Origin of the sequence: Micromonospora sp. WMMD975 (assembly GCF_029581215.1) — a bacterium.
Taxonomy (GTDB): domain Bacteria; phylum Actinomycetota; class Actinomycetes; order Mycobacteriales; family Micromonosporaceae; genus Micromonospora.
Map to the genome: position 1 here is coordinate 4,624,142 of NZ_CP120739.1, position 23,307 is coordinate 4,647,448.

At 75.2% G+C, this 23,307-nt stretch carries 20 protein-coding genes; 5 read left to right on the forward strand and 15 right to left on the reverse strand.

The annotated features are described in order from the left end of the window. Nucleotides 1-191 precede the first annotated feature (191 nt). Both ddaH and rocD read left to right on the forward strand, forming a co-directional pair. Nucleotides 192-1,007: a dimethylargininase gene (ddaH, locus tag O7613_RS20255; protein WP_281590109.1), complete on the forward strand. Its 816-nt coding sequence runs from the start codon at nt 192-194 to the stop codon at nt 1,005-1,007. After that, the gene (rocD, locus tag O7613_RS20260; RefSeq protein ID WP_281590107.1) at nt 1,007-2,221 is read left to right on the forward strand and encodes an ornithine--oxo-acid transaminase; all 1,215 of its coding nucleotides are present in this window, start codon (nt 1,007-1,009) and stop codon (nt 2,219-2,221) included. The genes ddaH and rocD overlap by 1 nt, the downstream gene beginning before the upstream one ends. Before the next feature lie 60 nt (nt 2,222-2,281). On the opposite strand, the gene O7613_RS20265 is transcribed toward rocD, so the two are convergent. The 3 genes from O7613_RS20265 to O7613_RS20275 form a co-directional block, all read right to left on the reverse strand. After that, nucleotides 2,282-3,427, reverse strand: a complete 1,146-nt coding sequence (locus tag O7613_RS20265) for an FHA domain-containing protein (protein ID WP_281586868.1) — start codon at nt 3,425-3,427, stop codon at nt 2,282-2,284. A gap of 107 nt (nt 3,428-3,534) precedes the next feature. Then, nucleotides 3,535-4,587: an acyl-CoA desaturase gene (locus tag O7613_RS20270; protein ID WP_282289608.1), complete on the reverse strand. Its 1,053-nt coding sequence runs from the start codon at nt 4,585-4,587 to the stop codon at nt 3,535-3,537. 136 nt (nt 4,588-4,723) lie between these two features. Then, nucleotides 4,724-4,990 carry a helix-turn-helix transcriptional regulator gene (locus O7613_RS20275; protein WP_281586866.1) on the reverse strand — a complete coding sequence of 89 codons (267 nt, stop codon included), beginning with the start codon at nt 4,988-4,990 and terminating at the stop codon, nt 4,724-4,726. Between the two features lie 54 nt (nt 4,991-5,044). On the opposite strand from O7613_RS20275, the gene map reads away from it, so the two are divergent. Continuing rightward, nucleotides 5,045-5,854, forward strand: a complete 810-nt coding sequence (gene map, locus O7613_RS20280) for a type I methionyl aminopeptidase (RefSeq protein ID WP_282289609.1) — start codon at nt 5,045-5,047, stop codon at nt 5,852-5,854. A gap of 66 nt (nt 5,855-5,920) precedes the next feature. On the opposite strand, the gene O7613_RS20285 is transcribed toward map, so the two are convergent. Genes O7613_RS20285 through O7613_RS20300 form a run of 4 tightly spaced genes read right to left on the reverse strand, consistent with a single transcriptional unit; the run spans nt 5,921 to nt 11,938 of the window. Beyond that, entirely contained in the window at nt 5,921-9,658 is a 3,738-nt protein-coding gene (locus O7613_RS20285) for a hypothetical protein (protein WP_282289610.1), read from the reverse strand. A 47-nt stretch (nt 9,659-9,705) separates the two neighbouring features. Then, nucleotides 9,706-10,026 carry a divalent-cation tolerance protein CutA gene (gene cutA / locus O7613_RS20290; RefSeq protein ID WP_281586863.1) on the reverse strand — a complete coding sequence of 107 codons (321 nt, stop codon included), beginning with the start codon at nt 10,024-10,026 and terminating at the stop codon, nt 9,706-9,708. 56 nt (nt 10,027-10,082) lie between these two features. Further along, on the reverse strand, nt 10,083-11,105 hold the full coding sequence (locus tag O7613_RS20295) for a 1-acyl-sn-glycerol-3-phosphate acyltransferase (protein WP_282289611.1): 1,023 nt from the start codon (nt 11,103-11,105) through the stop codon (nt 10,083-10,085). Next, complete coding sequence (locus O7613_RS20300; protein ID WP_282289612.1) at nt 11,105-11,938, reverse strand: patatin-like phospholipase family protein; 834 nt, start codon at nt 11,936-11,938, stop codon at nt 11,105-11,107. Before O7613_RS20300 ends, O7613_RS20295 begins: the two co-directional genes overlap by 1 nt. A gap of 175 nt (nt 11,939-12,113) precedes the next feature. On the opposite strand from O7613_RS20300, the gene O7613_RS20305 reads away from it, so the two are divergent. Continuing rightward, nucleotides 12,114-13,655, forward strand: coding sequence for a serine/threonine-protein kinase (locus O7613_RS20305; RefSeq protein ID WP_282289613.1), 1,542 nt, complete (start codon nt 12,114-12,116; stop codon nt 13,653-13,655). A gap of 4 nt (nt 13,656-13,659) precedes the next feature. Here the strand turns inward: O7613_RS20305 and O7613_RS20310 are convergent, their stop codons facing one another. From O7613_RS20310 to O7613_RS20345, 8 genes are all read right to left on the reverse strand, one after another. Then, nucleotides 13,660-14,721 carry a glycosyltransferase family 4 protein gene (locus O7613_RS20310; protein ID WP_281590105.1) on the reverse strand — a complete coding sequence of 354 codons (1,062 nt, stop codon included), beginning with the start codon at nt 14,719-14,721 and terminating at the stop codon, nt 13,660-13,662. 233 nt (nt 14,722-14,954) lie between these two features. Next, complete coding sequence (locus O7613_RS20315; RefSeq protein WP_282289614.1) at nt 14,955-16,520, reverse strand: trypsin-like peptidase domain-containing protein; 1,566 nt, start codon at nt 16,518-16,520, stop codon at nt 14,955-14,957. Between the two features lie 62 nt (nt 16,521-16,582). After that, nucleotides 16,583-18,127 (reverse strand): HAMP domain-containing sensor histidine kinase, encoded by a 1,545-nt coding sequence (locus O7613_RS20320; protein WP_282289615.1) that lies wholly within the window; start codon nt 18,125-18,127, stop codon nt 16,583-16,585. Then, entirely contained in the window at nt 18,124-18,825 is a 702-nt protein-coding gene (locus tag O7613_RS20325; protein ID WP_091068807.1) for a response regulator transcription factor, read from the reverse strand. The genes O7613_RS20320 and O7613_RS20325 overlap by 4 nt, the downstream gene beginning before the upstream one ends. Nucleotides 18,826-18,889: 64 nt before the next feature. Continuing rightward, nucleotides 18,890-19,534 carry a PadR family transcriptional regulator gene (locus tag O7613_RS20330; RefSeq protein ID WP_282289616.1) on the reverse strand — a complete coding sequence of 215 codons (645 nt, stop codon included), beginning with the start codon at nt 19,532-19,534 and terminating at the stop codon, nt 18,890-18,892. Continuing rightward, nucleotides 19,531-20,370: a DUF4097 family beta strand repeat-containing protein gene (locus tag O7613_RS20335; RefSeq protein ID WP_282289617.1), complete on the reverse strand. Its 840-nt coding sequence runs from the start codon at nt 20,368-20,370 to the stop codon at nt 19,531-19,533. Before O7613_RS20335 ends, O7613_RS20330 begins: the two co-directional genes overlap by 4 nt. Nucleotides 20,371-20,620: 250 nt before the next feature. Then, nucleotides 20,621-21,628: a lysophospholipid acyltransferase family protein gene (locus O7613_RS20340; protein ID WP_282289618.1), complete on the reverse strand. Its 1,008-nt coding sequence runs from the start codon at nt 21,626-21,628 to the stop codon at nt 20,621-20,623. Further along, nucleotides 21,625-22,431 carry a GNAT family N-acyltransferase gene (locus O7613_RS20345; protein WP_282289619.1) on the reverse strand — a complete coding sequence of 269 codons (807 nt, stop codon included), beginning with the start codon at nt 22,429-22,431 and terminating at the stop codon, nt 21,625-21,627. Before O7613_RS20345 ends, O7613_RS20340 begins: the two co-directional genes overlap by 4 nt. Before the next feature lie 187 nt (nt 22,432-22,618). Between O7613_RS20345 and O7613_RS20350 the strand changes: the two genes are divergently transcribed. Next, nucleotides 22,619-23,275 carry a hypothetical protein gene (locus O7613_RS20350; protein ID WP_282289620.1) on the forward strand — a complete coding sequence of 219 codons (657 nt, stop codon included), beginning with the start codon at nt 22,619-22,621 and terminating at the stop codon, nt 23,273-23,275. Nucleotides 23,276-23,307: the final 32 nt, after the last annotated feature.

Below are 23,307 nucleotides of genomic sequence, written 5' to 3' on the forward strand. Positions count from 1 at the left end.
GCACGGGCGGCTGCGTGCCAGAGCGACGCAAGGAATCGTCGGACCTGAGCGCGTACACGCAATGATTCGCTGGTCTACGCAAGTTCTTGCGGTGGATGTCGTCGCACCGGGACGCATACGGTTGAGCCACGGCGCCAGCCCGTGGGCCGACCGTGGCCGGGCGCGCCCGACCCTGGGAGCACCACATGACGATGGACGCCACCCGCCAGCGCTTCCTGATGTGCCGGCCGACGTACTTCGCCGTCGACTACGCGATCAACCCCTGGATGGATCCCACCGCCCCGGTCGACGCCGCCCTGGCGATCCGGCAGTGGGAGCAGCTCCGGCAGACGTACGTCGATCTGGGCCACGAGGTCGAGCTGATCGAACCGGTCGCCGGCCTGCCGGACATGGTCTTCGCGGCCAACGGCGGCACGGTGATCGACGACAAGGCGATGGCGGTGCAGTTCCGCGACCCGCAGCGCGCCGACGAGGCCCCCGCCTACCGCGCCTGGTTCGAGGCCGCCGGTTTCGAGATGTACGACCCGAAGCACGTCAACGAGGGTGAGGGCGACGTCCTACTGGCCGGCGACCACCTGCTCGCCGGCACCGGGTTCCGCACCGCGCACGCCTCGCACGCGCAACTCCAGGAGGTCTTCGGCTATCCGGTGGTGACCATGCAGTTGGTGGACCCCCGCTTCTACCACCTGGACACCGCGCTCACCGTGCTCGACGAGCGGACCGTGGCGTACCTGCCGGAGGCGTTCTCCCCGGGCAGCCGGGCGGCGCTGCGCCGGCTCTTCCCGGACGCGATCCACGCCACCCTGGCCGACGCCGAGGTGCTCGGCCTGAACGCGGTCAGCGACGGCCGGCACGTGGTGCTGCCGGCGCAGGCCACCGACCTGGCCGCGAAGCTGCGCGACCGGGGTTACGAGATCATCGGGATCGACCTGTCCGAGCTGCGTAAGGCCGGCGGCGGACCGAAGTGCTGCACGTTGCGACTCCGTCAGGGAAAGGCGATCAAGTGATCATCGACGACATGCTGCGGACGCCCTCGGCGGTCCGGGACGCGGAGCGTCACACGGCGCACAACTACCACCCGCTGCCCGTGGTGATCTCGTCGGCCGAGGGCGCCTGGTTGACCGACGTGGACGGCCGCCGCTACCTGGACTGCCTGGCCGGCTACTCGGCGTTGAACTTCGGCCACCGGCACCCGAAGCTGATCGAGGCCGCGCACGCGCAGCTCGACCGGCTCACGCTGACCAGCCGCGCGTTCATCCACGACCAGTTCGCCGACTTCTGCCGGGAGCTGGCCGCGCTCTGCGGCAAGGAGTTGGTGCTGCCGATGAACACCGGCGCGGAGGCGGTGGAGACCGGCATCAAGGTCGCCCGCAAGTGGGGCTACCAGGTCAAGGGCGTGGCCCCGGGCCGGGCCAACATCGTGGTGGCGGAGGGGAACTTCCACGGCCGCACCACCACCATCGTCAGCTTCTCCACGGATGAGGACGCGCGCGCCGACTTCGGGCCGTACACACCTGGTTTCACCGTGGTCCCCTACGGCGACCTGGACGCGCTCGCCGCCGCGATCGACGAGAACACGGTGGCCGTGCTGCTGGAGCCGATCCAGGGCGAGCAGGGCGTCGTGGTGCCGCCGGCCGGCTACCTGCCGGGGGTCCGCGAGCTGTGCACCGAGCGCAACGTGCTCTTCGTCGCCGACGAGATCCAGTCCGGCCTGGGGCGCACCGGCACCACGTTCGCCTGCGACCTGGAGGGCGTCGTCCCGGACATGTACCTGCTGGGCAAGGCGCTCGGCGGCGGCATCGTGCCGGTCTCCGCGGTCGCCGCGAACGCCGACGTGCTGGGTGTGCTCCAGCCGGGCCAGCACGGCTCGACGTTCGGCGGCAACCCGCTCGCGTGCGCGGTCGCCACCGAGGTGGTCCGGCTGCTCGCCACCGGCGAGTTCCAGCGGCGCTCGGCCGAGCTGGGCGAGCGGCTGCGGACCGGCCTGGAAGGGCTGCTCGGTAAGGGCCTCGTCGCCGTCCGGGTGCGCGGCCTCTGGGCCGGCGTCGACATCGACCCGGCGCTGATGACCGGCCGGCAGGCGTGTGAGCGGCTGATGGAGCGCGGTGTGCTCGCGAAGGACACCCACGGTTCGACCATCCGGCTCGCGCCGCCGCTGGTGATCACCGAAGAGGAGATCGACCACGCGGTGGCGCAGCTCGCCGCCGTGCTGGCCGCCTGATCCGCGTACCCGAAAAGGGTGCCGGGACCACGACGGTCCCGGCGCCCTTTCGCGTGGGGGTCAGGGACGCGGCAGCCGCATCGCCATGGTCGGCGCCTCGGCCATCACCGAGTTCGGGGCGTACGTCGCTTCGCTCGTCGTCTCGGCGGCGCGGCCCACCTGCACGCCCGGGTAGAGCTCGATCAGGTCGCCCTCGCCGAGCGTCCGGGACTGCTGCGGCGGCAGTGGGATGCGGTCCGTCTCGACCATGGACCCGCCCGGCCGGATGCCGGAGCCGTTGGTGCTGGTGTCGGTGACCACCACCTCGCCCCCGCGCCCCAGGTCGAAGCGGACGTGGCTGCGGCTGATCCAGCGCCGGGCCTCGTCGTTGAGCCACTGGCCGAGCTGCACCCCGCCGGGGCCGTCCGGCGCCCGCCCGACCGCCACCGGGTCGGCCTCGGTGAGCACGAACCGCTTGCGTACCAGCCCGCCGATCCGCACCGCCAGCACCTCGCTGCGCGGGCGCTGCCCGGCGTCGGAGAGGCGGCTGCCGTGCCGGGGGCAGGTCGGCGCGCCGGTGCGCAGCGTGGGCGGCGGCTGCTCGGACGGGACCCGGTCGATCGCGGCCAGGTCGGCGAAGGCGCCGCCGCCCCCACCGAACAACGCGCACCCCGGCTCGGGGCAGCGCCACTTGCGGGAGAGCAGCTTGACGCCGGCCGGCGAGCGACTGCCGGTGCTCGGGTCCTGGCCGCCGCCGACGTGCGCGATGAACACCGGCCCGCCGGCGCCGGGCACCGGGGCGAGCGCCCGGCCGGCCTGGCCGAGCCACGGGTACCGGCCGACGAGCCCGTCGAGCCGGGCCCGGGTCAGCACCGGCAGGCCGAGCAGGTCGGCCACCTCGAGCATCCGGTCGCCGGGCTGGTCGAGCACCTCGACCAGCCCGTCGTCGGCCCAGCGGCGGACCACCATCCGCTCGTTGGAGGTCAGGTCGGCGTCGGACAGCAACGCCCGGTGCACGATCGCGTAGACCTGGACGCTGTCCTCCCCGATCTGCCGGGACAGCGCGTCGATCACCATGCCGAGCCGCAGCAGGCTGGCTGGCCGACCGCCGTCCAGGTTCTGCCACCGGATCACCTCGGCCAGGTCGACCACGGCCCGAGCCAGCGCGGGGTCGGTGCAGACCCGCCCCTCGATGGCGTCCAGCACCTTGCTGATCTCGAATCTCATGCCGCGCTCCGCACCATGTCGCGCCCGTCCACCATGCGACGACCCTACCGGCCTGCGCCCGTACCGGGCCGGGGTCGTCCCCCGACGCCCCGCCCGGCCCGCCGGGCTCAGCCCGCGCGCAGCGGTCGCCCCACCTCGTGCAGGTGCGCCAACCCCTGCCGGTACGACTCGACGAGCCCGCTCTCCGCGTAGGGGATGCCCTGCTCGGCGCAGTACGCCCGGACCAGCGGTCGGGCCCGGCGCAGGTTGGCCCGGGGCATGTTGGGGAACAGGTGGTGCTCGATCTGGTAGTTCAGGCCGCCGAGCGCCAGGTCGACGAACCGGCCGCCGCGCACGTTGCGCGCCGTGAGCACCTGCTTGCGCAGGTAGTCGAGGTCGTCGTCGGCGGTCGGCATCGGCATGCCCTTGTGGTTGGGGGCGAACGCGCACCCCATGTAGAGGCCCCAGAGTCCCTGGTGGACGGCGGCGAAGAGCAGCGCCTTGCCCGGGGACATGACCGCCAGCAGCAGGCCGACGTAGCCGACGCCGTGCGCCGCGAGCAGCAGCGCCTCCACGGCCCGGTGCCGCATCGGGACCCGCCACCGGCCGTCCGGCTCGCGGCCGGTGAGCGCCCGGACGCTCGCCACGTGCAGCGCCAGCCCCTCCAGCAGGAGCAGCGGGAAGAACAGCCACGCCTGCCGCCGGGCCATCCACCGGCTCAGGCCCCGGGTCGCCGTCGCCTGCTCGTACGTCCAGACCAGCGCGCCGGCGCCGACGTCGGGGTCCTCGTCGGCGTGGTTGGGGTTGGCGTGGTGCCGGTTGTGCTTGTCCACCCACCAGCCGTAGCTGAGCCCCACGGCGAGGTTGCCGGCGACCAGGCCGGCCGCTTCGCTGGGCCCGCGCCGGCGGAACATCTGCCGGTGCCCGGCGTCGTGCCCGAGGAACGCCACCTGGGTGGTGGCCACCGCCATCACGGCCGCCAGCGGCAGCTGCCACCAGGTGTTGCCGACCACCGCCACCAGCGCCCAGCCGGCCAGGAAGGCGCCCAGGGTGCCGACGATGCGGACCGCGTACCGGCCGGGACGCCTGTCGAACAACCCCGCCTCGGCGACCCGGCGGGACAGGCGCGCGTAGTCGCTGCCCCGCCGGGTGGCCGGTGCCGCCAACGTCGAAGAACTCATCCGATGTCGCCCCCCGGTGCCGCGGGTCGCACCCGGTGCGCGACCCTCCGTCACCAATCCTGGCGTCTTTGGTAGCGCTGGGTAATCCCGTCAGCCCCCGGGTCCGGGGTGGTGCTACCCCTACCGGAGCGATCGGTCAGGACGCCTGTCGGACGCGCATGTCGGCCAGCCACACGTCGGCCAGGTCGCCGAGGGGTACGTCGAGGGCCTGGCTGAGGCAGACCACGGTGCCGAACGCCGGTGCGGGCAGGCGGCCCGCCTCGATCTTGCGGAGCGTCTCGGGGGAGATGCCGGCCGCCAGAGCCACCTCGACCAGGCTGCGGCCGGCCCGCGCGGACCGGAGGGCGACGCCGAGGCGCCGGCCCGCGGCGATCTGTTCGGCGGTGAGTGGCTGGCGAACCATGGCAGCAGGATAGCCCTCTCCGGGCGGCGCGAACGGACGTGGTATAAAAATACCGTGATCGAGCTCAAGTCCACCGATGAGATCGCCCGCATGGCGGTGACCGGCCAGTTCGTCGGCGAACTGCTCGCCGAGCTGAGCGGCGTCGCCGCGGTCGGCGTCAACCTGATGGACATCGAGCGCCACGCCCGCCGCCGGATCGCCGAGCGCGGCGCCGAGTCCTGCTACTGGGACTACTCCCCCTCGTTCGGGCGCGGCCCGTTCCGCAACGTGCTGTGCCTGTCGGTGAACGACGCGGTCCTGCACGGCCTGCCGCACGACTACGTGCTGCGCGACGGCGACCTGCTCAGCATCGACATGGCCGTCACCATCGACGGCTGGGCCGCCGACTCCGCGCTCTCCTTCGTCGTCGGCACCCCCGACCCGGCCGACCTGCGGCTGATCGAGGCCACCGAGGTCGCCCTGGAGGCCGGCATCGCCGCCGCCCGACCCGGCGGCCGGCTCGGTGACGTCTCGGCCGCGATCGGCGAGGTCGCACACTCCTACGGCTACCGGGTCAACGGCGAGTTCGGCGGCCACGGCATCGGGCGGACGATGCACGAGGCCCCGCACGTCGCCAACAGTGGCCGCCCCCGCCGGGGCATGAAGCTCACCCCCGGCCTCACCATCGCCATCGAACCCTGGCTGTGCCGCTCGACCGACGAGATCCGGGTCGACGACGACGGCTGGACCATCCGCTCCGCCGACGGCTCCCGCACCGCCCATTCGGAGCACACGATCGCGGTCACCGACGCCGGCCCCCGGGTGCTGACCCGCCGTCCGGCCCCCGCCGGCCGCACCGACCGCCCGGTGGCGACCGCCTCCTGAACGACCCCCGGCCTGGTGGCGACCGCCTCCTGAACGGTCCCCCGGGCCCGGCGCGGGAACCCGCCGTCAGCCCAGCCGGGCCACGGCCGCACGCAGCCGGGTCAGGTCGCGGCGGCGCCGCTCGTAGGTGGCCGCCAGGCCGATCAGCAGCAGCCCGCCGAGCCCAAGGAAGATCCACCGGGGCAGCAGGTCCCACCCGCGGGCCAGCTCGTGCAAGGCCAGTGGCACGAGCGTCGCCGCGCCCAGCACCACAGGCGCCTGCCAGCGCCGGACCGCCCCGCCGAGCACCGCGCTGAGCGCCGCGACGCCGAGCGCCAGCCGGCGCAGCGGTTGCGGGTCCGGCGCGGCCAGCACCGAGACGAGGCTCGGCAGCAGCGCCGCGCCGAGCCCCGGCCCGAGCGCCAGCCAACTGGTCAGCCCGGGCCGGTGCCGCAGCGCCACCAGACCGGCGCCGAGGGCCAGCACGGCCAGCGGCACCGTGTACGCCTCCAGCACCGCCACCCCACCGGCGGCCAGCAGCAGCCAACCGCCGAGCAGCTCGCTGCCGGCCGCGACCGCCGCGAGCCGGCGACGCCCGGCCCGCGTCTCCCCCCGTCGCAGCACCCGCACCGCCACCACCGCGCCCCACAGCACGCAGACCGCCGCCGCGTACCGCAGCGCCCCACCGGCGAGCAGCAGCGCCAACAGCGCGACCCCGTGCGCCGCCGCCTCCACCCCCGCCGCCCCGAGCACCCACCCCGCCGACCGCTCCCCCGACCGCTCCGTCGATCTTGGAGTTGTGGCGCCTGCGGTGTCGGGATAGCGAGTTCTGCGAACGACCACAAGTCCAAGATCGACGAGCCGGGGGGTGGTCCGCAACGCCGGCGCCCCGTGCAGGGTCACGGCCGCGACGGCCAGGACCGCGAACCCGGCGGTACGCAGCGGCAGCCCGGCGGCCAGCGGCGCGGTGACCGCGAAGCCGGTGGCCGCGACCACGGCGCCCAGCCAGCCGGTGAGCCGGACGGCGGCCGGACGGCCGGTCACCCCCACCACGATGCCGGACACCACGAGCGCCCCCAACGCGGCAAGTGTTCCGGCGCGGGTGGCGAGCAGCCCGGCGAACCCGAACCCGCCGAGCACCGCCCCCAGCGGCAGCAGCACCGCCGGGACCACCGGGCGGGCCCCGGTCACCGCGGCCGTCAGCACCGCGGCCAACCCGGCCGCGAACACCACCGCCGGCACCGCCGGCCAGGGCGCGCCGGCCGCCGCGAGCAGCACCGGCAGGGCCACCGCGCCGAACGGCAGCCCGGCCAGCGCCGGCAGCCACCGGCGGCCGGACCCCGCAGCGCCGGTCACCCGCGTGCGATCCACCCCGACCCGGGCATCGTCCGCACCGACCCCGCCCCCGACCCGGGCACCGTCCGCCCCGACCCCCATACCCGCACCGGCACCGACCTGGGCGCGGCCCGCCGGGACCCCGGCCGCCAACCGGGTGTACGCCGCCGCGGCGGCCCCCAGGAGCAGCAGCACCAGACCGGCCCAGGCCGTCTCCGCAGCAACCGCCGTGCCGGCGGGCGGCCCGGTCCAGGGTCGGACCGGCAGGCTCCCCAGCACCGCAAGCGCGGCCGGGGCGGCGGCCAGCAGCGCCACCCCGGCCAGCGCGCCACCCACCGCACGAACAGCCACCGCCGGCCGGGCCCCGCCACCGGCGGCCAGCGCCAACCACACCCCCGCCACGGCGTAGAGCCCCACCGGCTCCCGGCCCGCCACGACCAGCGGCCCGAGTCCGACCGCGGCGAGCGCCACCGCGAGCCCCGTCGAGGCGTACCCGCTCAGGTCGGGCCACCGGCGGCGGACCGCGACGACGGCGGCCACCGGCAGCACGACGGCGGCGGTCCCGCCCCGGAGCTGCCACCACGCCGGCGCGCCCAGGCCGAGCAGCGCGACGACGAACACCGCCGGTACGGCGAGCAGCGCCACGGCCAGCGCGACCCCGGCGACGACCGGCTGCGCCCCCGACCCGCGCCGGCCCAGCGCGGCCACCGTTCCGCCGAGCGCGACCGTCACCGCGAGCACCGCGCCGGTCCCGGTCGGGTCGGCGCAACCGACCAGCAGCGCGTGCCCGACCAGCAGCGCGGCGGTCGACGCGGCCACCGGCACGGTGACCCGCCCCCGGCGCGGCCGGACCGCGACGCCCAGCAGCAGCGCGGCAGCCACCGCGAGGTCGGCGACCAGCACCGCCGGCCAGGGCACGGTCGCCACCGCCGGCGCGGCGAGGACGGCCAGCCCGGCGGCCACCACCCCGGCCACCGGCCGGGCGGCCCGGGGCGCCAGCACCGCCACCGCACCGGCGACGAGCAGCAGCGTCGGCGACAGTTGCCAGCCCCAGGACGGGACCGCCCAGTCCCGGCCGCCCTGCCAGGCCGGGAACGAGGCGGCCACGGTGGCCGCGCCGACCACGCCGGTCAGCACCACGGCGACCGGGCCGAGGCCGGCGGCCACCGCCAGGGCGCCCGCCCGGGGGCCGGTCCGGACCGGCGTCGGCAGCACGCGCACCGCCCCGGCCAGCGCCACCACCACCAACCCGGCCGCGAGCAGCAGCAGACCCGGGCGGACGGCGGCGACCGGTCGCAGCAGCGCGACGGCGAGCACCGGCACCAGCAGCCCGGTGGCCACCGCGCGCAGCACCGGGCCGCCCGCCGTGAACGCGCCCGCGACCAGGGCGAGCGCCACCACAAGCAACGGACCGCCGGCCAGCATCGCGGCGCCGGCCGCCCGGCCGACGGCCAGCGGCACCAGCGCGCAGCCGGCCGCCAGGACCAGCGCCCCGCCGTGCCCGAGCCAACCGAGCACCACCCCGGCCCGTACCGCCGGACCGGCCGTCGCCGGCGAGCCAGTCGCCGCCGGGACGACCGCGGCCACGTCGCCGGAGCGCGGCGCGCCACCGGCGATCCGCCGGCGCAGGGCCACCACCACCGCGAGGTCGCCCAACGCCAGGGTGGTCAGGACCAGCGCCCAGCCGGCCGCCGACGGCCTCGACGCCGCCACCGCCAGCGGCAGCACCGGCTGCGCGACAAGCCACGCCGCGAACCACGGCGCGGTGAGTCGGCCCAGCCGCCCGTACCCGGCCGCCACGGCGGCGCTCGTCGCCCCGACCAGCGCGGCGTACCTGCTGCCCGGCCAGCCGGCCACCCCGAACAGATTCACCGACCAGGCCGCGTACCCGTCGAGGAGCACCAGGAGCAGCCCGACCGCGGCGATCGTCTCGGCGGTGCCGCGCAGGCCGCGCGCCCGGGCCAGCAGCGGCGCGGCGAGGGCCAGCGCGGTGACGGCAAGCAGGATCAGCGCCCGGCCGGCCACGCCGAACGCGGCCCAGGCGACCGCGGTGAAGACCACCGCGGCGGTGCCGAGCAGCAGTCCACCGAGGACGAAGAGCAGGCCCTGCACCGCCCGGGTGGAGGTCTCCGCGCCGCCGGGCCGGACCGGGACGGCGGCCGGCACCTGCGGCGGCACCCGCGGCACCTGCGGCACCTGCGGCACCTGCGGCGGCGGTACGGCGGTGGCCGCCGGGCGCGGCGCGGGGATCTCCAGGCGGATCCGGGCGGCAAGCGCCGCCCGCCGCTGCCGGGCCGTGGACAGGTGACCCGACAGCTCCTGGTACGCGAGGCGGGCCGCGTCCACCCGCGGCGTCAGCGCGGCGATCTCCCGGTCCAGTCGGACCACCTCGGCCGCGGGCGGATAGGGCGGGCGGCCGCAGGTGCGGCAGCCGGCGACGAGGTCGGCCGGGGCGCCACAACCGGGACAGGGGTAGCCGGTGTTCTCCACCCCGCCAGCTTCACCGACGGCCGGGCGGGCGGACAGAGTAGGCGTACCTAGGGTCGGGTGTGCTCGCGCATCCACGCCGTGTAGTCGGGGTTGCCGCTGTCCTCCCGGCTCACCAGGATCTCCGGCACCTCGTACGGATGACTGGCGCGGAGCTGGTCGACGAGCGCGTCGACCCGGTCCGGCGTGGTCTTGAACCGCACCCACCACTCGGCGGTGGTCTGGATCGCCGACTGCCACCAGTAGGTGCTGTCCACCGGCCCGCCGACCTGGGCACACGCCGCCAGGCGGCCGGCGACGGCCGTGGCCGCCAATACGTCCGCCACCCGGCGGGCGTCCACCACCGTCGTCACCACGCAGATCTGCTCCACCAGCGCACCCTACGCGGCGGCCGGGCCGCTCCGCCGGAAGCGGTGGGTAAAGCCGCTCAGGCGCCGGTCGCGCCGTCCCGGTTGGCGTCGATCCACCCGTCGATGCGGGCCCACCAGTCGAACAGCCAGTCGATGCGTTCCTGCTCGCCGGCGGGGATCTCCTCGGGCGGGACGGACCAGAACCGCATCACGATCCGCTTGTCCATCGGCAGTTCCCGCCACACGTCGGCGACGGTGAGCATCTGGTCCAGGCCGGTGTGCGCCACGAAGATCACCCCGGCGTCCGGCGCGGCGTCGAGCGCGGCGAGCAGCCCGCCGGGTTGGGGTGCGAGCACGTGCTGCATCCGTTCGGCGCGCAGCGCCATCCGCTCCAGGCCGAGCCGGCGCAGCCGGGCGATCGCGCGCAGCCGGCGGGACGGGGTGAAGTTGCCGCCCTCCGGGAAGATCACGAAGGCGTCGTCGTCGTCGAGGCCGGTGGCCAGGTGCCCGATCTGCCGCACCGCCGAGTCCCGACCGTCCGGGCCGGGCGCGATGAACCGGTTGGGCAGCCGGTTGAGCAGCACGTCGATGGCCGGGTCCCACTGGAGGCTCTCCTTGAGCACGATCCGGGGCTCCCGGTGGAACCAGTTCACCAGCGCGTGGATCAGGATGAACGAGTCACCTGGGCCGGCGTGCCGGCAGAGCACCAGCTCGGGGCGGCCGGGCAGCGCGGTGTCCGGGTCGGTGCCGACCACGTCGATGCTCAGCCGCAGTGTCCACCGGGCCTGCCAGAACAACACCCGCAGGAAGCGGCCGGCGACCACGTAGTGCGCCCGTTGGAAGGCCGGGGACCGTTTGTGCCGGCCGAAGCCGGAGGCCAGCCAGAGCAGGAAGAGGGCGAGCAGGGCCGCGGCGTCCCAGACCAGGTAGACGGCGCCGATCCAGAGCAGCCGCAGCGGACGCAGCCGCCCCGGCACCAGCGGCGACAGGGCCAGCGCCAGCAGCGCCCAGCCGGGCAGCGTGGTCACCACGGCGACGGCGAGGAGCACGACGCCGGGCGCGAGCAGCAGCCGACGGATCCAGCGGGGTGGCAGTGACATCAACGCTCCAGCGCGGTGTCCAGGTAGCGGCGGGAGGCGGTGTACGCCCGGCTGATCCGTCGACCCACCGCCGCCATGTCCCGGTACGCCCACGGGCTGTCGTCGCGCGGCTCCAACCCGCCGGTCGGCAGCACGTGCACCTCGATGCCCTCGGGCAGGGCCGCCATCTCCCGGGCGAACCGGTGCCGGCGGGCGACCTCGAACGCGACCTGGGCGACCTCCCAGGGGCGGCGGGGCGGGCTCAGCTCGCGTTCGATCCGGCCCACCTGGAGGACGAAGATCTGCCTCGCCCCGGCCGCCACCGCCTCGCCGACCGGAATCGAGTTGACCACCCCGCCGTCGATGTAGTGCTGCCCGCCGATCTGGGCCGGCGGGAGCAGTCCCGGCACCGAGGCGGACGCGAGCACCGCCGGCACCACCGGCCCGGTGGAGAACCAGTGTTCGGCCGCGCGCTCGATGTTGGCGGCGCAGCAGCGGAACGGCACCACCAGGTCCGCGAACGTGGTCGCCTCGCCCAACTCGCTCTCCAGCAGCCGGCGCAGCGGACGCGGCGAGTGCAGGTGGGTACGCGCGGCGAAGCGGCGCAGCTGCCGGGCGACCGAGTCGCCGTACACCTCACCGGCCTCCGGGGAGGCCCAGAGCCGGACCAGCCGGTCGGTGACCGCCTCGGTCGGGTCGGCGGCCACCAGGACGCCGTTGACCGCGCCGATCGACGTGCCGAGCACCAGGTCGGGCCGGATCCGGGCGCGGAACAGGGCACGCAGCATCCCCACCTCGACCGCGCCCAGCACGCCCCCGCCGCCGAGCACGAACGCCACCGGACCGCCTGCCATGCCGCTCATCCTGGCATGTGGCCGGACGGCCCGCCCGCGCTGGCGACGTCGGTCCCGTCGATCACGCCTCGCCATTGCGGGCACGCGGGGTGTGACGGCAGTCGGACGCCCGTTGACAGCCCGGACACATTCCCGCAACCTGATAGCGCTCCCGAGCCCAGGCAGGTGCGAGGTGATGGCGACACTCCAGGCCGGCCGCCTGCTGGCCCGGCGTTACCGGCTCATCGACCGGATCGGTGCCGGCGGCATGTCGGTGATCTGGCGGGCCCGCGACGAGGTGCTCGACCGGGTGGTGGCGGTGAAGGTCCTGGCCCCCTCGCTCGCCGCCGACGCCCGGTTCCGCGACATGGTGCGCGAGGAGGCCCGCTCGGCCGCCCAGCTCGACCATCCGCACGTCACGGCCGTGCACGACTACGGCGAGACGGTGGCGCCCGACGGTTCCATCACCTCGTTCGTGGTGATGGAGCTGCTCAGCGGCGAGGAGCTGGAGCACCGGCTGACCGAGGGCCCGCTGCCCTGGCCGGCGGCGGTGGAGACGGGCGCCCAGGTGGCCGAGGCGCTGGCCGCGGCGCACCGGCTCGGCATCGTGCACCGGGACGTCACCCCGGCCAACGTGATGATGACCGGGGTCGGGGCGAAGGTGCTCGACTTCGGCATCGCCACCCGGGTCGGGGCGCCGGACGAGGACGAGGACGGCGGCACGTTCGGCACTCCGGCGTACGTGGCGCCGGAACGCCTCGACGGGGCGCCGGCCCAGCCGGCCACCGACGTCTACTCGTTGGGCGTGCTGCTCTTCGAGACGCTCACCGGCCAGCCGCCGTACCCGGCGGACACCTGGGAGCAGCTCAGCGCCGCGCTGGCGGAGAGCGCGCCGCCCACGCTGGACGGCGTACCGGGGCTGCCCCGGCCGGTCGCGGAGATCTGCCTGCGCTGCCTGGCCCGCGACCCGCGGCACCGGCCCACCGCGCACCGGGTGGCGGCCGTGCTCCGCGACCAGTTGCTGCCCGCCGATCCGCAGGCCGCCACCATGCTGTCGCCGACCGTGACGCTGCCCGCGCTGCCGCCCCGGGCGGCTTCGACCTCGCCGTCGCCGCCGGCCGGCCCGCCGCCGACCGGATCATCGCCGCTGCCGTCCGGCCCGCCGCTGCCGGTGGCCGGATCATCGCCGCCGTCCGGCCCGCCGCCGCCGTCCGGATCACCGCCGCCGGAGGGGGGCGCGCCGGGCCGCCGGCGGGTTCTCGCGCTGGCCGGCGCCGGCGTGGTGCTTGTCGCCGCCGCCGTGTTGCTGGCACCGGTGCTGACCCCGGACCGGCAGGTGGTCCCGCGGGTACTGCCGACCGCCGGGCCGGCGGAGACCCCCACCACCGCGTCGCCCGAGCCCGAGACGCCCACCCCCGCGCCGCCGGCCGCGCCGACCGACCGGCCCACCACCGGCGGCCCGACCGCGCCGGCCGGCGACCCGGTCGACCCGGCCGAGCGGGTGGACGGGCTGATCGAGGCCGGGCTGACCGACGGTGAGATCCGCAGCGACGTCGGGGTGGACCTGCGCAACCTGCTGCGTAACGCGGTGGCCGCGAGCGACGAGGGCGAGGTGACGGCCGCGGTGGAACGGCTCCGCGGCAAGATCGCCGAGCGTCGGCGCGAGGGCAGCATCAGCCCCGGGTACGCGCGGCAACTCGACGCCGCCGCGGCGTCGCTCGTGGCCGAACGCACCTGACCGGTCACCCGGCGACGAGCCGGGCGACCGCCCGGGGTCCCTCCGCCGTCGCCCGCCCGGCCAGGAAGCCCCGGTAAACCGCCTCGTGGCCGGCGGCCATCCGCTCCACCGAGAAGCTCTCCGCGACGTGCGCGACAGAGTCGGCCGGATCCAGGTCGGCCGCCGCGCGCAACGCCGCCGGCAACTCCTCGGCGCGGTCGCAGACCAGCCCGGTGACCCCGGGGCGGACCAGCTCCGGCACCGCGCCCCGGCGCAGCGCCACCACCGGGGTGCCGGTCGCCATGGCCTCCACCATCACCATGCCGAACGGCTCCGCCCACTGGACCGGCATGATCAGGCACCTGGCGTCGAGCAGCAGTCGCAGCACCGTCTCGCGGCCCGCGTTCACCACCAGGTCGACGTCGTCGCCCAGCAGCGGCTCCACCACCTGCTCCAGATAGCGGCGCTCGGCCGGCTCGTGGCACTTGCCGGCCAGGGTGAGCGGCAGCCCGGCCGCCCGGCAGGCCCGGATCGCCACGTCGGGGCCCTTGTCCGGGCTGAACCGGGCGAGCCAGAGCACCGGCCCGGCCCCCGGCGTCCGCTTGTGCGGGAAGTCCCGCACCGGCATCGCGTGGTGCACCGTGCCGACCCAGGGCAGTCCGGGGTTCGCTCGGCGCTGGGCGTGCGAGATCGCGATCAGGCCCACCCCGCGGTCGGTGTTGCCGAGCACCGTGCCGTACTCGCCGACGGGGTTGCCGTGCACGGTGGCCACCGTGGGGACGCGGCGGCGACCCGCCACCATCGGACCGATCGTGGTGTGGTCGTGCACGAGGTCGAAGTCGGCCGGGTCCACCAGGCGGTCGACCTGCGCCAGGTGGGCCAACTCGGGCAACGACTCACCCATCCGGTCGTACTGCAACTCGGGGTGGGTGGAGACGAACTCGGCGGCGGTTCCGTGCTCCGTGCCGGCGCCGAACAGCGTCACCGCGTGGCCGCGCTCGACCAGGGCGTCGACCAGGCCGGCCACCACGTGCTCCAGCCCGCCGTAGCCGGGCGGCGGCACCGACAGCCACGGCGGCACCACCATCGCGATCCGGAGGGGCCCGGCTCGCGTGCGCTCCGACAGCGGCTGGTTCACGGTTACGCGCCCCTCCCCGTTGGTCCCCGGCGGGCGACGGGTTCCCGAGCCGGCACCGGGTAAACGGCGGGTGAGGCGGGGTCACCCGCACCGGGTGAGGGACGAAGAGGGGCGGCGGGCGACGGAGCCAACCCCCTTGGCTCTGTCGCCCGCCGCCCGCGAGGGAGGCAGGTCTTCGGGAACTATGACGTCTCGGCGAGCGTCACGGTTGCCGTCTCGTCGGATCCGTTTCGCTTGAACTGGATCTCGACCCGGTCGCCGACCTTGCCGGCCTGCACGGCGCCGACCAGATCGTTGGAGTCGTTGATCACCTTGTCACCGAACTTGGTGATCACGTCGCCCCGCTGGAGCCCGGCCTTCTCGGCGGCGCTGCCCGGGGTGACCGCGGCGACGAGCGCGCCGCCGTCCTCGGCGGCGTTCACGCTGACCCCGAGCGACGGGTGGCTGATCTTCTCGCCGCGCTGGAGCTTCTCCGCCACGTCCTTGGCCTTGTTGCTCGGGATGGCGAAGCCGACCCCGATGTTGCCGTTGCTGCCCTGCCCGGCGGTGGCGATCGCGGTGTTGATGCCGATCACCTCGCCCCGGGTGTTGACGAGCGCGCCGCCGGAGTTGCCCGGGTTGATCGGGGCGTCGGTCTGCAACAGGCCCGAGATCGAGCTGACGCCCTGCTGCGGGGCCTGCTGCTGGCCGCCCTCACCGGCGGAGATGGTGCGGTCGCGGGCGCTGAGGATGCCGGCGGTCACCGAACCCTGGAGTCCGAGCGGGCTACCGAGCGCGAGCACCTGGTCGCCGACCTGCATGCCGTCGCTGTCGCCGAACTTCGCCGCCTTCAGGCCGCTCACGCCGCTGGCCTGGACCACGGCGAGGTCGGTCTTCGGGTCGGTGCCGACGATCTTCGCGGGGGCGTTCTTGCCGTCGGCGAAGACCACCTTCACCGTGTCGCCGCTGGCGGAGGCGACCACGTGGTTGTTGGTGAGCACGTACCCGTCGGCGCTGAGGATCACCCCGGAGCCCTCACCGCTGTCCGTCATGATCGTCACGATGCTGTCCTGGACGGACGCCGCGATCTTGGGCAGGTCGGCGCTGTTGATCACCGGGGCGGCCGAGTAGGTGCGGGTGACGCCGCCGCCGTCGTCGAGGGCGAGCGCGAGCGCTCCCCCGGCCACGCCGGAACCGAGCATCAGCGCCAGCGCCAGCACGCCCGCGCCGACGAACTTGCCGGCCCGGCTCGGCCGCGCCGGCTGCTGCGGGTGGCCCCACGGCGGGACCGGCTGCCCGGCCTGGTGCTGATGCTGCTGATACGGGTGATACTGCTGGTGCCCGGGCTGCGCCTGGTAGGTCGGCACGGGCCCGCCGGAGTGCGGCTGCGACGGATAGCCGGTGCCTCCGGCCTGCTGCGGCGACTGATAGCCGGCGGTGCCCTGCTGCGCCCAGCCGCCGTGCTGCTGCCCCCCGTACCAGGGGTGCTGGCCGGACGTCGGGTGCTGCGGTGCGTACGGGCTGGCCGGTGTCCCGGTGGGCTGGGCGTACGGGCTGGCCGTGGACCCGGACGACGGCGCGTACGGGCTGGCCGGCGAGTCGGCGTGGGCGTTGGTTCCGGCGGCCGGGGAGTCGGCCGGAACCGACGCGGCGGCCGGGGTGGAGTCCGATGTCCCGCTCTCGGCGCGGGGCAGCTCGGCGGTGTGGTGCGACGGCTCGGCGTCGGCAGGTGCCGGCGACCGCTGCGGCTCGGTCTCGTGGTCGGTCATGCCTACAGCTTTCCCCGTCGCACTGTCACCAGCCTGGAATCCGCCTGAATGTTTTCTGTAAGTCACTCGCCCGGCTCGGGCGCCTCGGGCAGCAGCGGCAGCTTCACCCGGAACGTCGCCCCGCCACCCGGCGTCTCGGCCACCTCCACGGTGCCGTGGTGCGCCGCGACGAGCGCGGCGACGATGGCCAGGCCGAGCCCGGTGCTGATCGGTCCGCCGGCCCGGCGGGTCCGCGCCGCGTCCACCCGGTAGAACCGCTCGAAGACCCGCTCGGCCTGCTCCGGGGTGAGGCCGGGACCGTTGTCCGCCACCTCCACCACGGCGAGGTTCCCCGGCTCCGCCCGCAACCGCAGCGTCACCGCGGCGTCCGGCGGGGTGTGGGTGAGCGCGTTCGTCATCAGGTTGCCGATCACCTGCCGCAGTCGGGCGTCGTCACCGAGCACCACGAGCGGACCCGCGCCCGGCTCCCGTTCCAGCTCGATCCGCCGGTCCGGGTCGACCACCCGGGCCGCCTCCACCGCGTCCGAGGCCAGCACCGGCAACTCCACCGGGGCCAACGCGATCGGCCGTTCCCGGTCCATCCGCGCCAGCAGCAGCAGGTCCTCGACCAGCAGCCCCATCCGGGACGCCTCGTCCTCGATGCGGCGCAGCAGGTCGGCGGTCTGCTCCGGAGCCCGCGCCGCGCCCTGCCGGAACAGCTCGGCGAAGCCCCGGATGGTGGTCAGCGGCGTCCGCAGCTCGTGCGAGGCGTCCGCGATGAACTGCCGCATCCGCTCCTCGGACCGGCGGGCCCGCGCCTCGGACGCCTGCGCGTACGCGGCGGCGTCCCGGGCGCCCACCTCGGCGCTGCGCGCCGCCGCCTCCGAGGCGGCCCGGGCGGTGAACGCGGCCTCGATCTGCGCCAGCATCGCGTTCAGCGCCCGGGAGAGCCGGCCCAGCTCCGAGGTGGGGCACGGCCGCCCCTCCTCCGGGTCGGGCACCCGCCGGGTCAGGTCACCGCCGGCAATGGCCGCCGCGGTCCGCTCGATCTCCACCAGCGGCTTCAGACTGGTACGCACGATGCCCGCGCCGACCGACGCCAGGATGATCAGCACCGCCCCGCCCACCAGGAGGTCGATCCAGAGCAACTGCCGCACAGAGAGATCGACATCGGTAAGGTTCTGCCCGATCACCCGGTACGAGTCCGCGCTGTCCTGCCGGACCATCAGCCGCCAGCGGACCCGCTTGTCGGCGCCCTCCTCGGTGAACGCCCCGCCGTTGGCGTGCCTGTCGTACCAGGACTGGTCCTCGATGCCGGCCGGCAGGTCCTGGTCCTGGAGCGTCTCGTCGCGGAGCGCGGCGCCACGCTGGGCGGAGCTGCTCCACAGCGCCACCATGTAGTCGGTCGGCAGCGTGGTCGAGTTTTTCTGGCTGACCGTCACACCGCGGTCGAGCTGGTCGTTCAACTCGCCGTCGATCCGGCCGACCAGGTAGTTGTGCAGGAAGTACGCGGTGGAGACGCTGATCACGAGCAGGGCGCCGGCCACCAGGGCCAGGACTGCGGTGACCAGCTTCAACCGGAGCGGAACGCTGCGCACCCAGCCCTTCGCGTCGTGGACGGCGTTCACGCCGCCGGCTTGCGCAGCACGTACCCGACCCCGCGCAGGGTGTGGATCAGCCGGGGCTGGGTGTTGTCGACCTTGCGGCGCAGGTAGGAGATGTAGGACTCGACGATGTTGTCGTCGCCGCGGAAGTCGTAGTTCCACACGTGGTCGAGGATCTGCGCCTTGCTGAGCACCCGGTTGGCGTTGAGCATCAGGTAGCGCAGCAGCTTGAACTCGGTCGGCGAGAGCTGCACCCGCTGGCCGGCCCGGTGCACCTCGTGCGTCTCCTCGTCCAGCTCCAGGTCGGCGAAGGTGAGCCGGGACGGGGCCTGCTCACCGGTCGCGGTGCGCCGCAGCACGGCCCGGATCCGGGCGGTCAACTCCTCCAGGCTGAACGGCTTGGTGACGTAGTCGTCGCCGCCCAGGGTCAGCCCCCGGATCTTGTCGTCGGTGGCGTCCCGGGCGGTCAGGAACACCACCGGGGTACGCGTGCCGCCCTCGCGGAGCATCCGGATGACCTCGAAGCCGTCGAGGTCGGGCAGCATCACGTCGAGCACCACCAGGTCGGGCCGGTGGTCCTTGGCGGCGTGCAGCGCGGCGCTGCCGCTTGTCGCGGTGGCCACGTCGAAGCCCGCGAAGCGCAGGCTCGCGGAGAGCAGTTCGAGGATGTTGGGATCGTCCTCGACGACGAGCAGTCGGGCCTCGGTCTGGGTAGCCGCCATGGCACCCATCATCCGTGCTCCGGCTGCGGCCACGCTGGGCGGAAGCTGGAAACAACCTGTGAGGTCAGCGGAGCAGCCGCTGTAGCCCGTCGAGCGCGCCGTCGAGCAGCCGGATCGCGGTGCGGAGCTGGTTGTCGCTGAGCCGCCCGGCCCGGACCAGCGCACCGACCTCGACGGTGAACGCGGCCAGCCGCTTGTCGAACTCGGCGAGCAGCGGCGACTCGGCCGGACGGGCCGCGTCCGGACCGCTTCCACCGCCCGCCCGGCCCCGGTTGCCACCGGGCCGGGTGGTCGGCGGCGTCCAGCGGCCCTGCCGGGTCTGCAGGGTCGCCTCGCGCAGCTCCCGCTTCAGGTCGCGCACCGAGCCGCGTACCTCGGTGCGGATCTCACCGGCCAGCGCGGAGAGATCCTCGACGGAGGCGCTGATGTCGGCCTCCAGGGTGACCAGTTCCTCGGCGCGCTGCCGCAGCTCGGCGCGGCCCGCCTCGGTGATCTCGTAGACCTTCCGCCCGCCCGCCGCCGTGTGGGTGACCAGCTCCTCGACCTCAAGCCGTTGCAGGCGCGGGTAGATGGTGCCGGCGCTCGGCGCGTAGAGCCCGAGGAAGCGCTCCTCCAGCAGGCGGATCAGCTCGTAGCCGTGCTTCGGCCCGTCGTCGAGGAGCTTGAGCAGGTAGAGCCGGAGCCGCCCGTGACTGAACACGGCGGTCACGGCAGATCCTCCACGTCGTCGGCGTCCACGACCGGGCGGGCCAGCAGCGCGATGCTGCCGGACGTCGCGGACGCCCAGAGCTTACCCGCGCCCCCGCCGAGCACCCCGTGGCTGTCCTTCACCGCGCCGAAGCCGTGCTGCCCGCCGCAGACCTGCGGGAAGCCGCTGGTGATCCGGCCGGAGGTGGTGTGCAGGTGCACGCTGAGGTCGCTGTCCTCGCGGACCCGGACGGTGATGCTGCCGGAGATGGCGCTGAGCCGGATCTCGCTGCCCTGCGGATTGTCCAGGTCGCAGGTGATCGATCCGGAGACCGCGTGGGCGCGGACCCGGTCGGGCGCGCTGTCGGCCAGGATCAGCTCACCGGAGACCGTCTCCAGGTCGAGGTCGCCGCCGATGCCCAGCGCCTCCACCGGGCCGGAGACGACCTTGGCGGTGGTGCGACCGCGCAGCCCCATCAGGGTCACCTGGCCGGAGGCGACGTCGACCCGGGTGTCCCGGCGCAACCCGGAGGCGACAAGCGTGCCGTCCACCAGGTGCAGGTCGGCCACCGCCTGGGCCGGGACGGCGACCGACACCTCGGCGCGGAACCGGCGGCGGAGCTGGCCGAGCCACCAGAGCACCCCCGGCCAGCGGGCGATCCGGTCGTGCCGGATGGTCAACCGGCCGTCGTGCATCTCGACCACGAGCGGCCGGCGGCTGACCCGGGTGACGTCGACCCGGGCCGGGCCGTCGGTGCCGACCACGTTGAGCCGACCGCTGACGAGCCGGACCTCCAGCCGGGTGACCGGCTCGTCCAACGTGATCCGTTGCGGGCTGTCGACAGTCCAACCGGCCATGGCGTCCTCCCCTCGATGACGTGCCCGCCCGGGACACGCCAGGTATCGCGAGGAGCATAACGCGATACATCGCGACTGAACAAGACAGTGTCGCGTCTCCACCCTCCTGACCCAACCCCGCGCCCCACCCACCCCACCCCACCCCAAGGCGGTGATCATGAAGTTAGCCGGCCAGAGAGCGCTTCCCCGGACCGCCAACTTCATGATCACCGATGCGGACGCGGGGTTGGCAGGAGTGGGAGCGGGCCGGTCAGGCGGCCAGATCGAGTGTCGGGCCGATCGGGGACACCGGCGGGACCGGGGAGGGCGCGAGGACCGGGGGTGCCGGCGGGACCGGGGAGGGCGCGAGGACCGGGGGTGCCGGCGGGACCGGGGAGGGCGCGAGGACCGGGGGTGCCGGCGGGATTGGGAAGCGGTGGGGCGGGGCGCGGTGGATCGCGGCCTCGGCGGCGCGTGCCAGCAGCCGACGGTCCGCCCCGGCGGCCGGGTGCAGGGCGGCGGCCACGGTCACCGCCGCGGTCAGGTCCCGGGCGGCCAGCACCCGGCGGACCGAGGCCCAGAGCGTCTCCTCGCCGAGGAAGGCGGGCAGCGTGCTCGGATCGCCCGCGTACCGGTAGCCGACGCTCAACGGCACCACCGGCGCGCCGACGGTCACCGCGGCCTCGAAGATCGCCGGGCGGAAGCCGCGGGCGGGGCGGCAGTCGGTCGCGGCGCCGCACCAGGTCGTGCCCTCCGGGAACACCGCCACCGGGTGCCCGGCGCGCAGCGTGTCGGCCACCCGGGCGACCGTGGCCGGCAGGTCGCGCGGCCGGGAGCGGTCCACGAAGACGGTGCCGGCCGCGGCGGCCAGCACGCCCACCACCGGCCAGGCCCGGACCTCCCGCTTGGCCAGCATCCGGGCCGGCGACACCGCGAGCACGGCGAGGACGTCCAGCCAGGAGACGTGGTTGGCGACCAGCAGCGCGCGGCGGCGTGGCGGCCGGCCCCGCACCACGAGCCGTACCCCGAGCGCACGGAGCGTCCCGCGGGCCCAGCCCCGCAGCGCGACCCGCCGGTCGGCCGCCGGCAGCACCGGCAGCAGCGCGGCCATCCCGGCCCCGATCAGGAGCATTCCGAGTACGCCGAGCAGCCGGCCGGCCCGGTGCGGCAGCGACACGTCCGGGGCGACCCGGGGTGGCAGGCACGTCGGCCCGCAGCCGGAGGCGGGCCGCCACAGGCCCTCACCGTGCGGCCGGCGGGCACCGTCGACCGTCGTCACGGTCCCACCTCACCGAGGAAGTGCCGCAGGTGGCGGGGGTTCATCCGGTCCAGCGAGAAGAGCACGTAGAAGTCCGCGCAGCCGAAGTCCGGGTCGTATGCCGGTTCGCCGGCGACCCAGGCGCCGAGCCGCAGGTAACCGCGGAGCAGCGGCGGCACCAGCGCCCGGCGTTGGGCCGGGGTGAGCGCGGCGGGTACGGCGGATGCGACGGATGCGACGGATGCGGCGGTGACCGGCGCCTCGGCGAACCAGGGTCGGCGGGGGGTCACCCGCAGCGGCGGCGGGGCGAGGTGCCGGGCGGTGACCTGCGTCCACACCTCGGCCGCGGCGGTCCCGCCGTCGGTGACCGGCACCGAGGCGCAGCCGCCGAGCCAGCGGGAGCCGCGCAGGTGCAGGTAGCGGCAGATGCCGGCCCACATCAGATTGATCACGGCGCCGGTGCGGTGGTCGGGGTGCACGCAGGAGCGGCCGGCCTCGACCAGGTCGCCGCGGAGCGGGTCCAGCGGCCCGAGGTCGAACTCGCTGTCGGCGTACCGGCGGTCGGTGCGGCCGGGCGGCAGCAGCCGGTAGGTGCCGACCACCTCGTCGGTGCCTTCGCGCAACACCACCAGGTGGTCGCAGTGTGCGTCGAACTCGTCGGTGTCGAGCCCGGCGGCGCCCGGCGTCAGGGTGGCGCCGAGTTCACCGGCGAACACGTCGTGGCGCAGGCGTTGCGCGGCTGCGACCAGGGTCGGGTCGTCGGCGATCAGCAGGGTGTAGCCGCTGGTCGTGAGGGGTGCGCCAGCGGCGTGCAGAACGGCCATGACTCCTGTGTAGGTGCCCCGGGTTGCCGTACCCGGTGGTGAGCGGTGTCGATCGGGTGAACGCCTGCCGGCGGTGGCGTGCGGGCCGGGCGGCGCGTGTGCGAGGCTGCCGGACGACCACCGGCGGCGTCGGCAGCGTCCGCGCCGGCAACGTCCGCGGCGGCGTCGGCGGAACCAGGAGGTGCACATGCTTGTCGAGGGCCGCTTCCACGGGCCGGACGGTTCGGGCAACGGCGGCTGGAGCGCCGGGATCTTCGCCGCGCTGATCGACGACCGCGGTCCGGTGGAGGTCACGCTGCGCCGGCCGCCACCGCTCGACACCCCGCTGGTTGCCGCCGACGGCGAGGTGCGTGATCCGGAGGGCCGGCTGATCGCCCAGGTACGCGAGGTCGAGCCGGTGGACGCCGTGGTGCCGCCGGTGGACCGGGCGACGGCCGAGGTGGCCGCGCGGGCGTACCCCGGTCTGGTGGACCACCCGTTCCCCCGCTGCTACGTCTGTGGCCCGGAGCACCCGGACGGCCTGCGGATCTTTCCCGGCCGGCTGCCGGACGGGCGGACCGCCGCGCCGTTCCGCGCCCCGGCCGAGGTGGTGCCCGCGACGGTCTGGGCGGCGCTCGACTGTCCCGGCGGGTGGGCGGTGCTCTCCGCCGGCCGCCCGTACGTGCTGGGCCGGATCGCCGCGCAGGTCCCGGCGCTGCCACGCCCCGGCGACGTGTGCGTGGTCACCGGCGTCGCGGTGGGTTTCGCGGGGCGTAAGGCCGAGGTGCACACCAGCCTGTACGGTTCGGACGGCGCGCTCATGGGCCGGGCGCGGGCCACCTGGGTCGCGCTGCCGACCGCCTGATCTCCTCCCTGAGGAGGACGGCGGGTACGCAT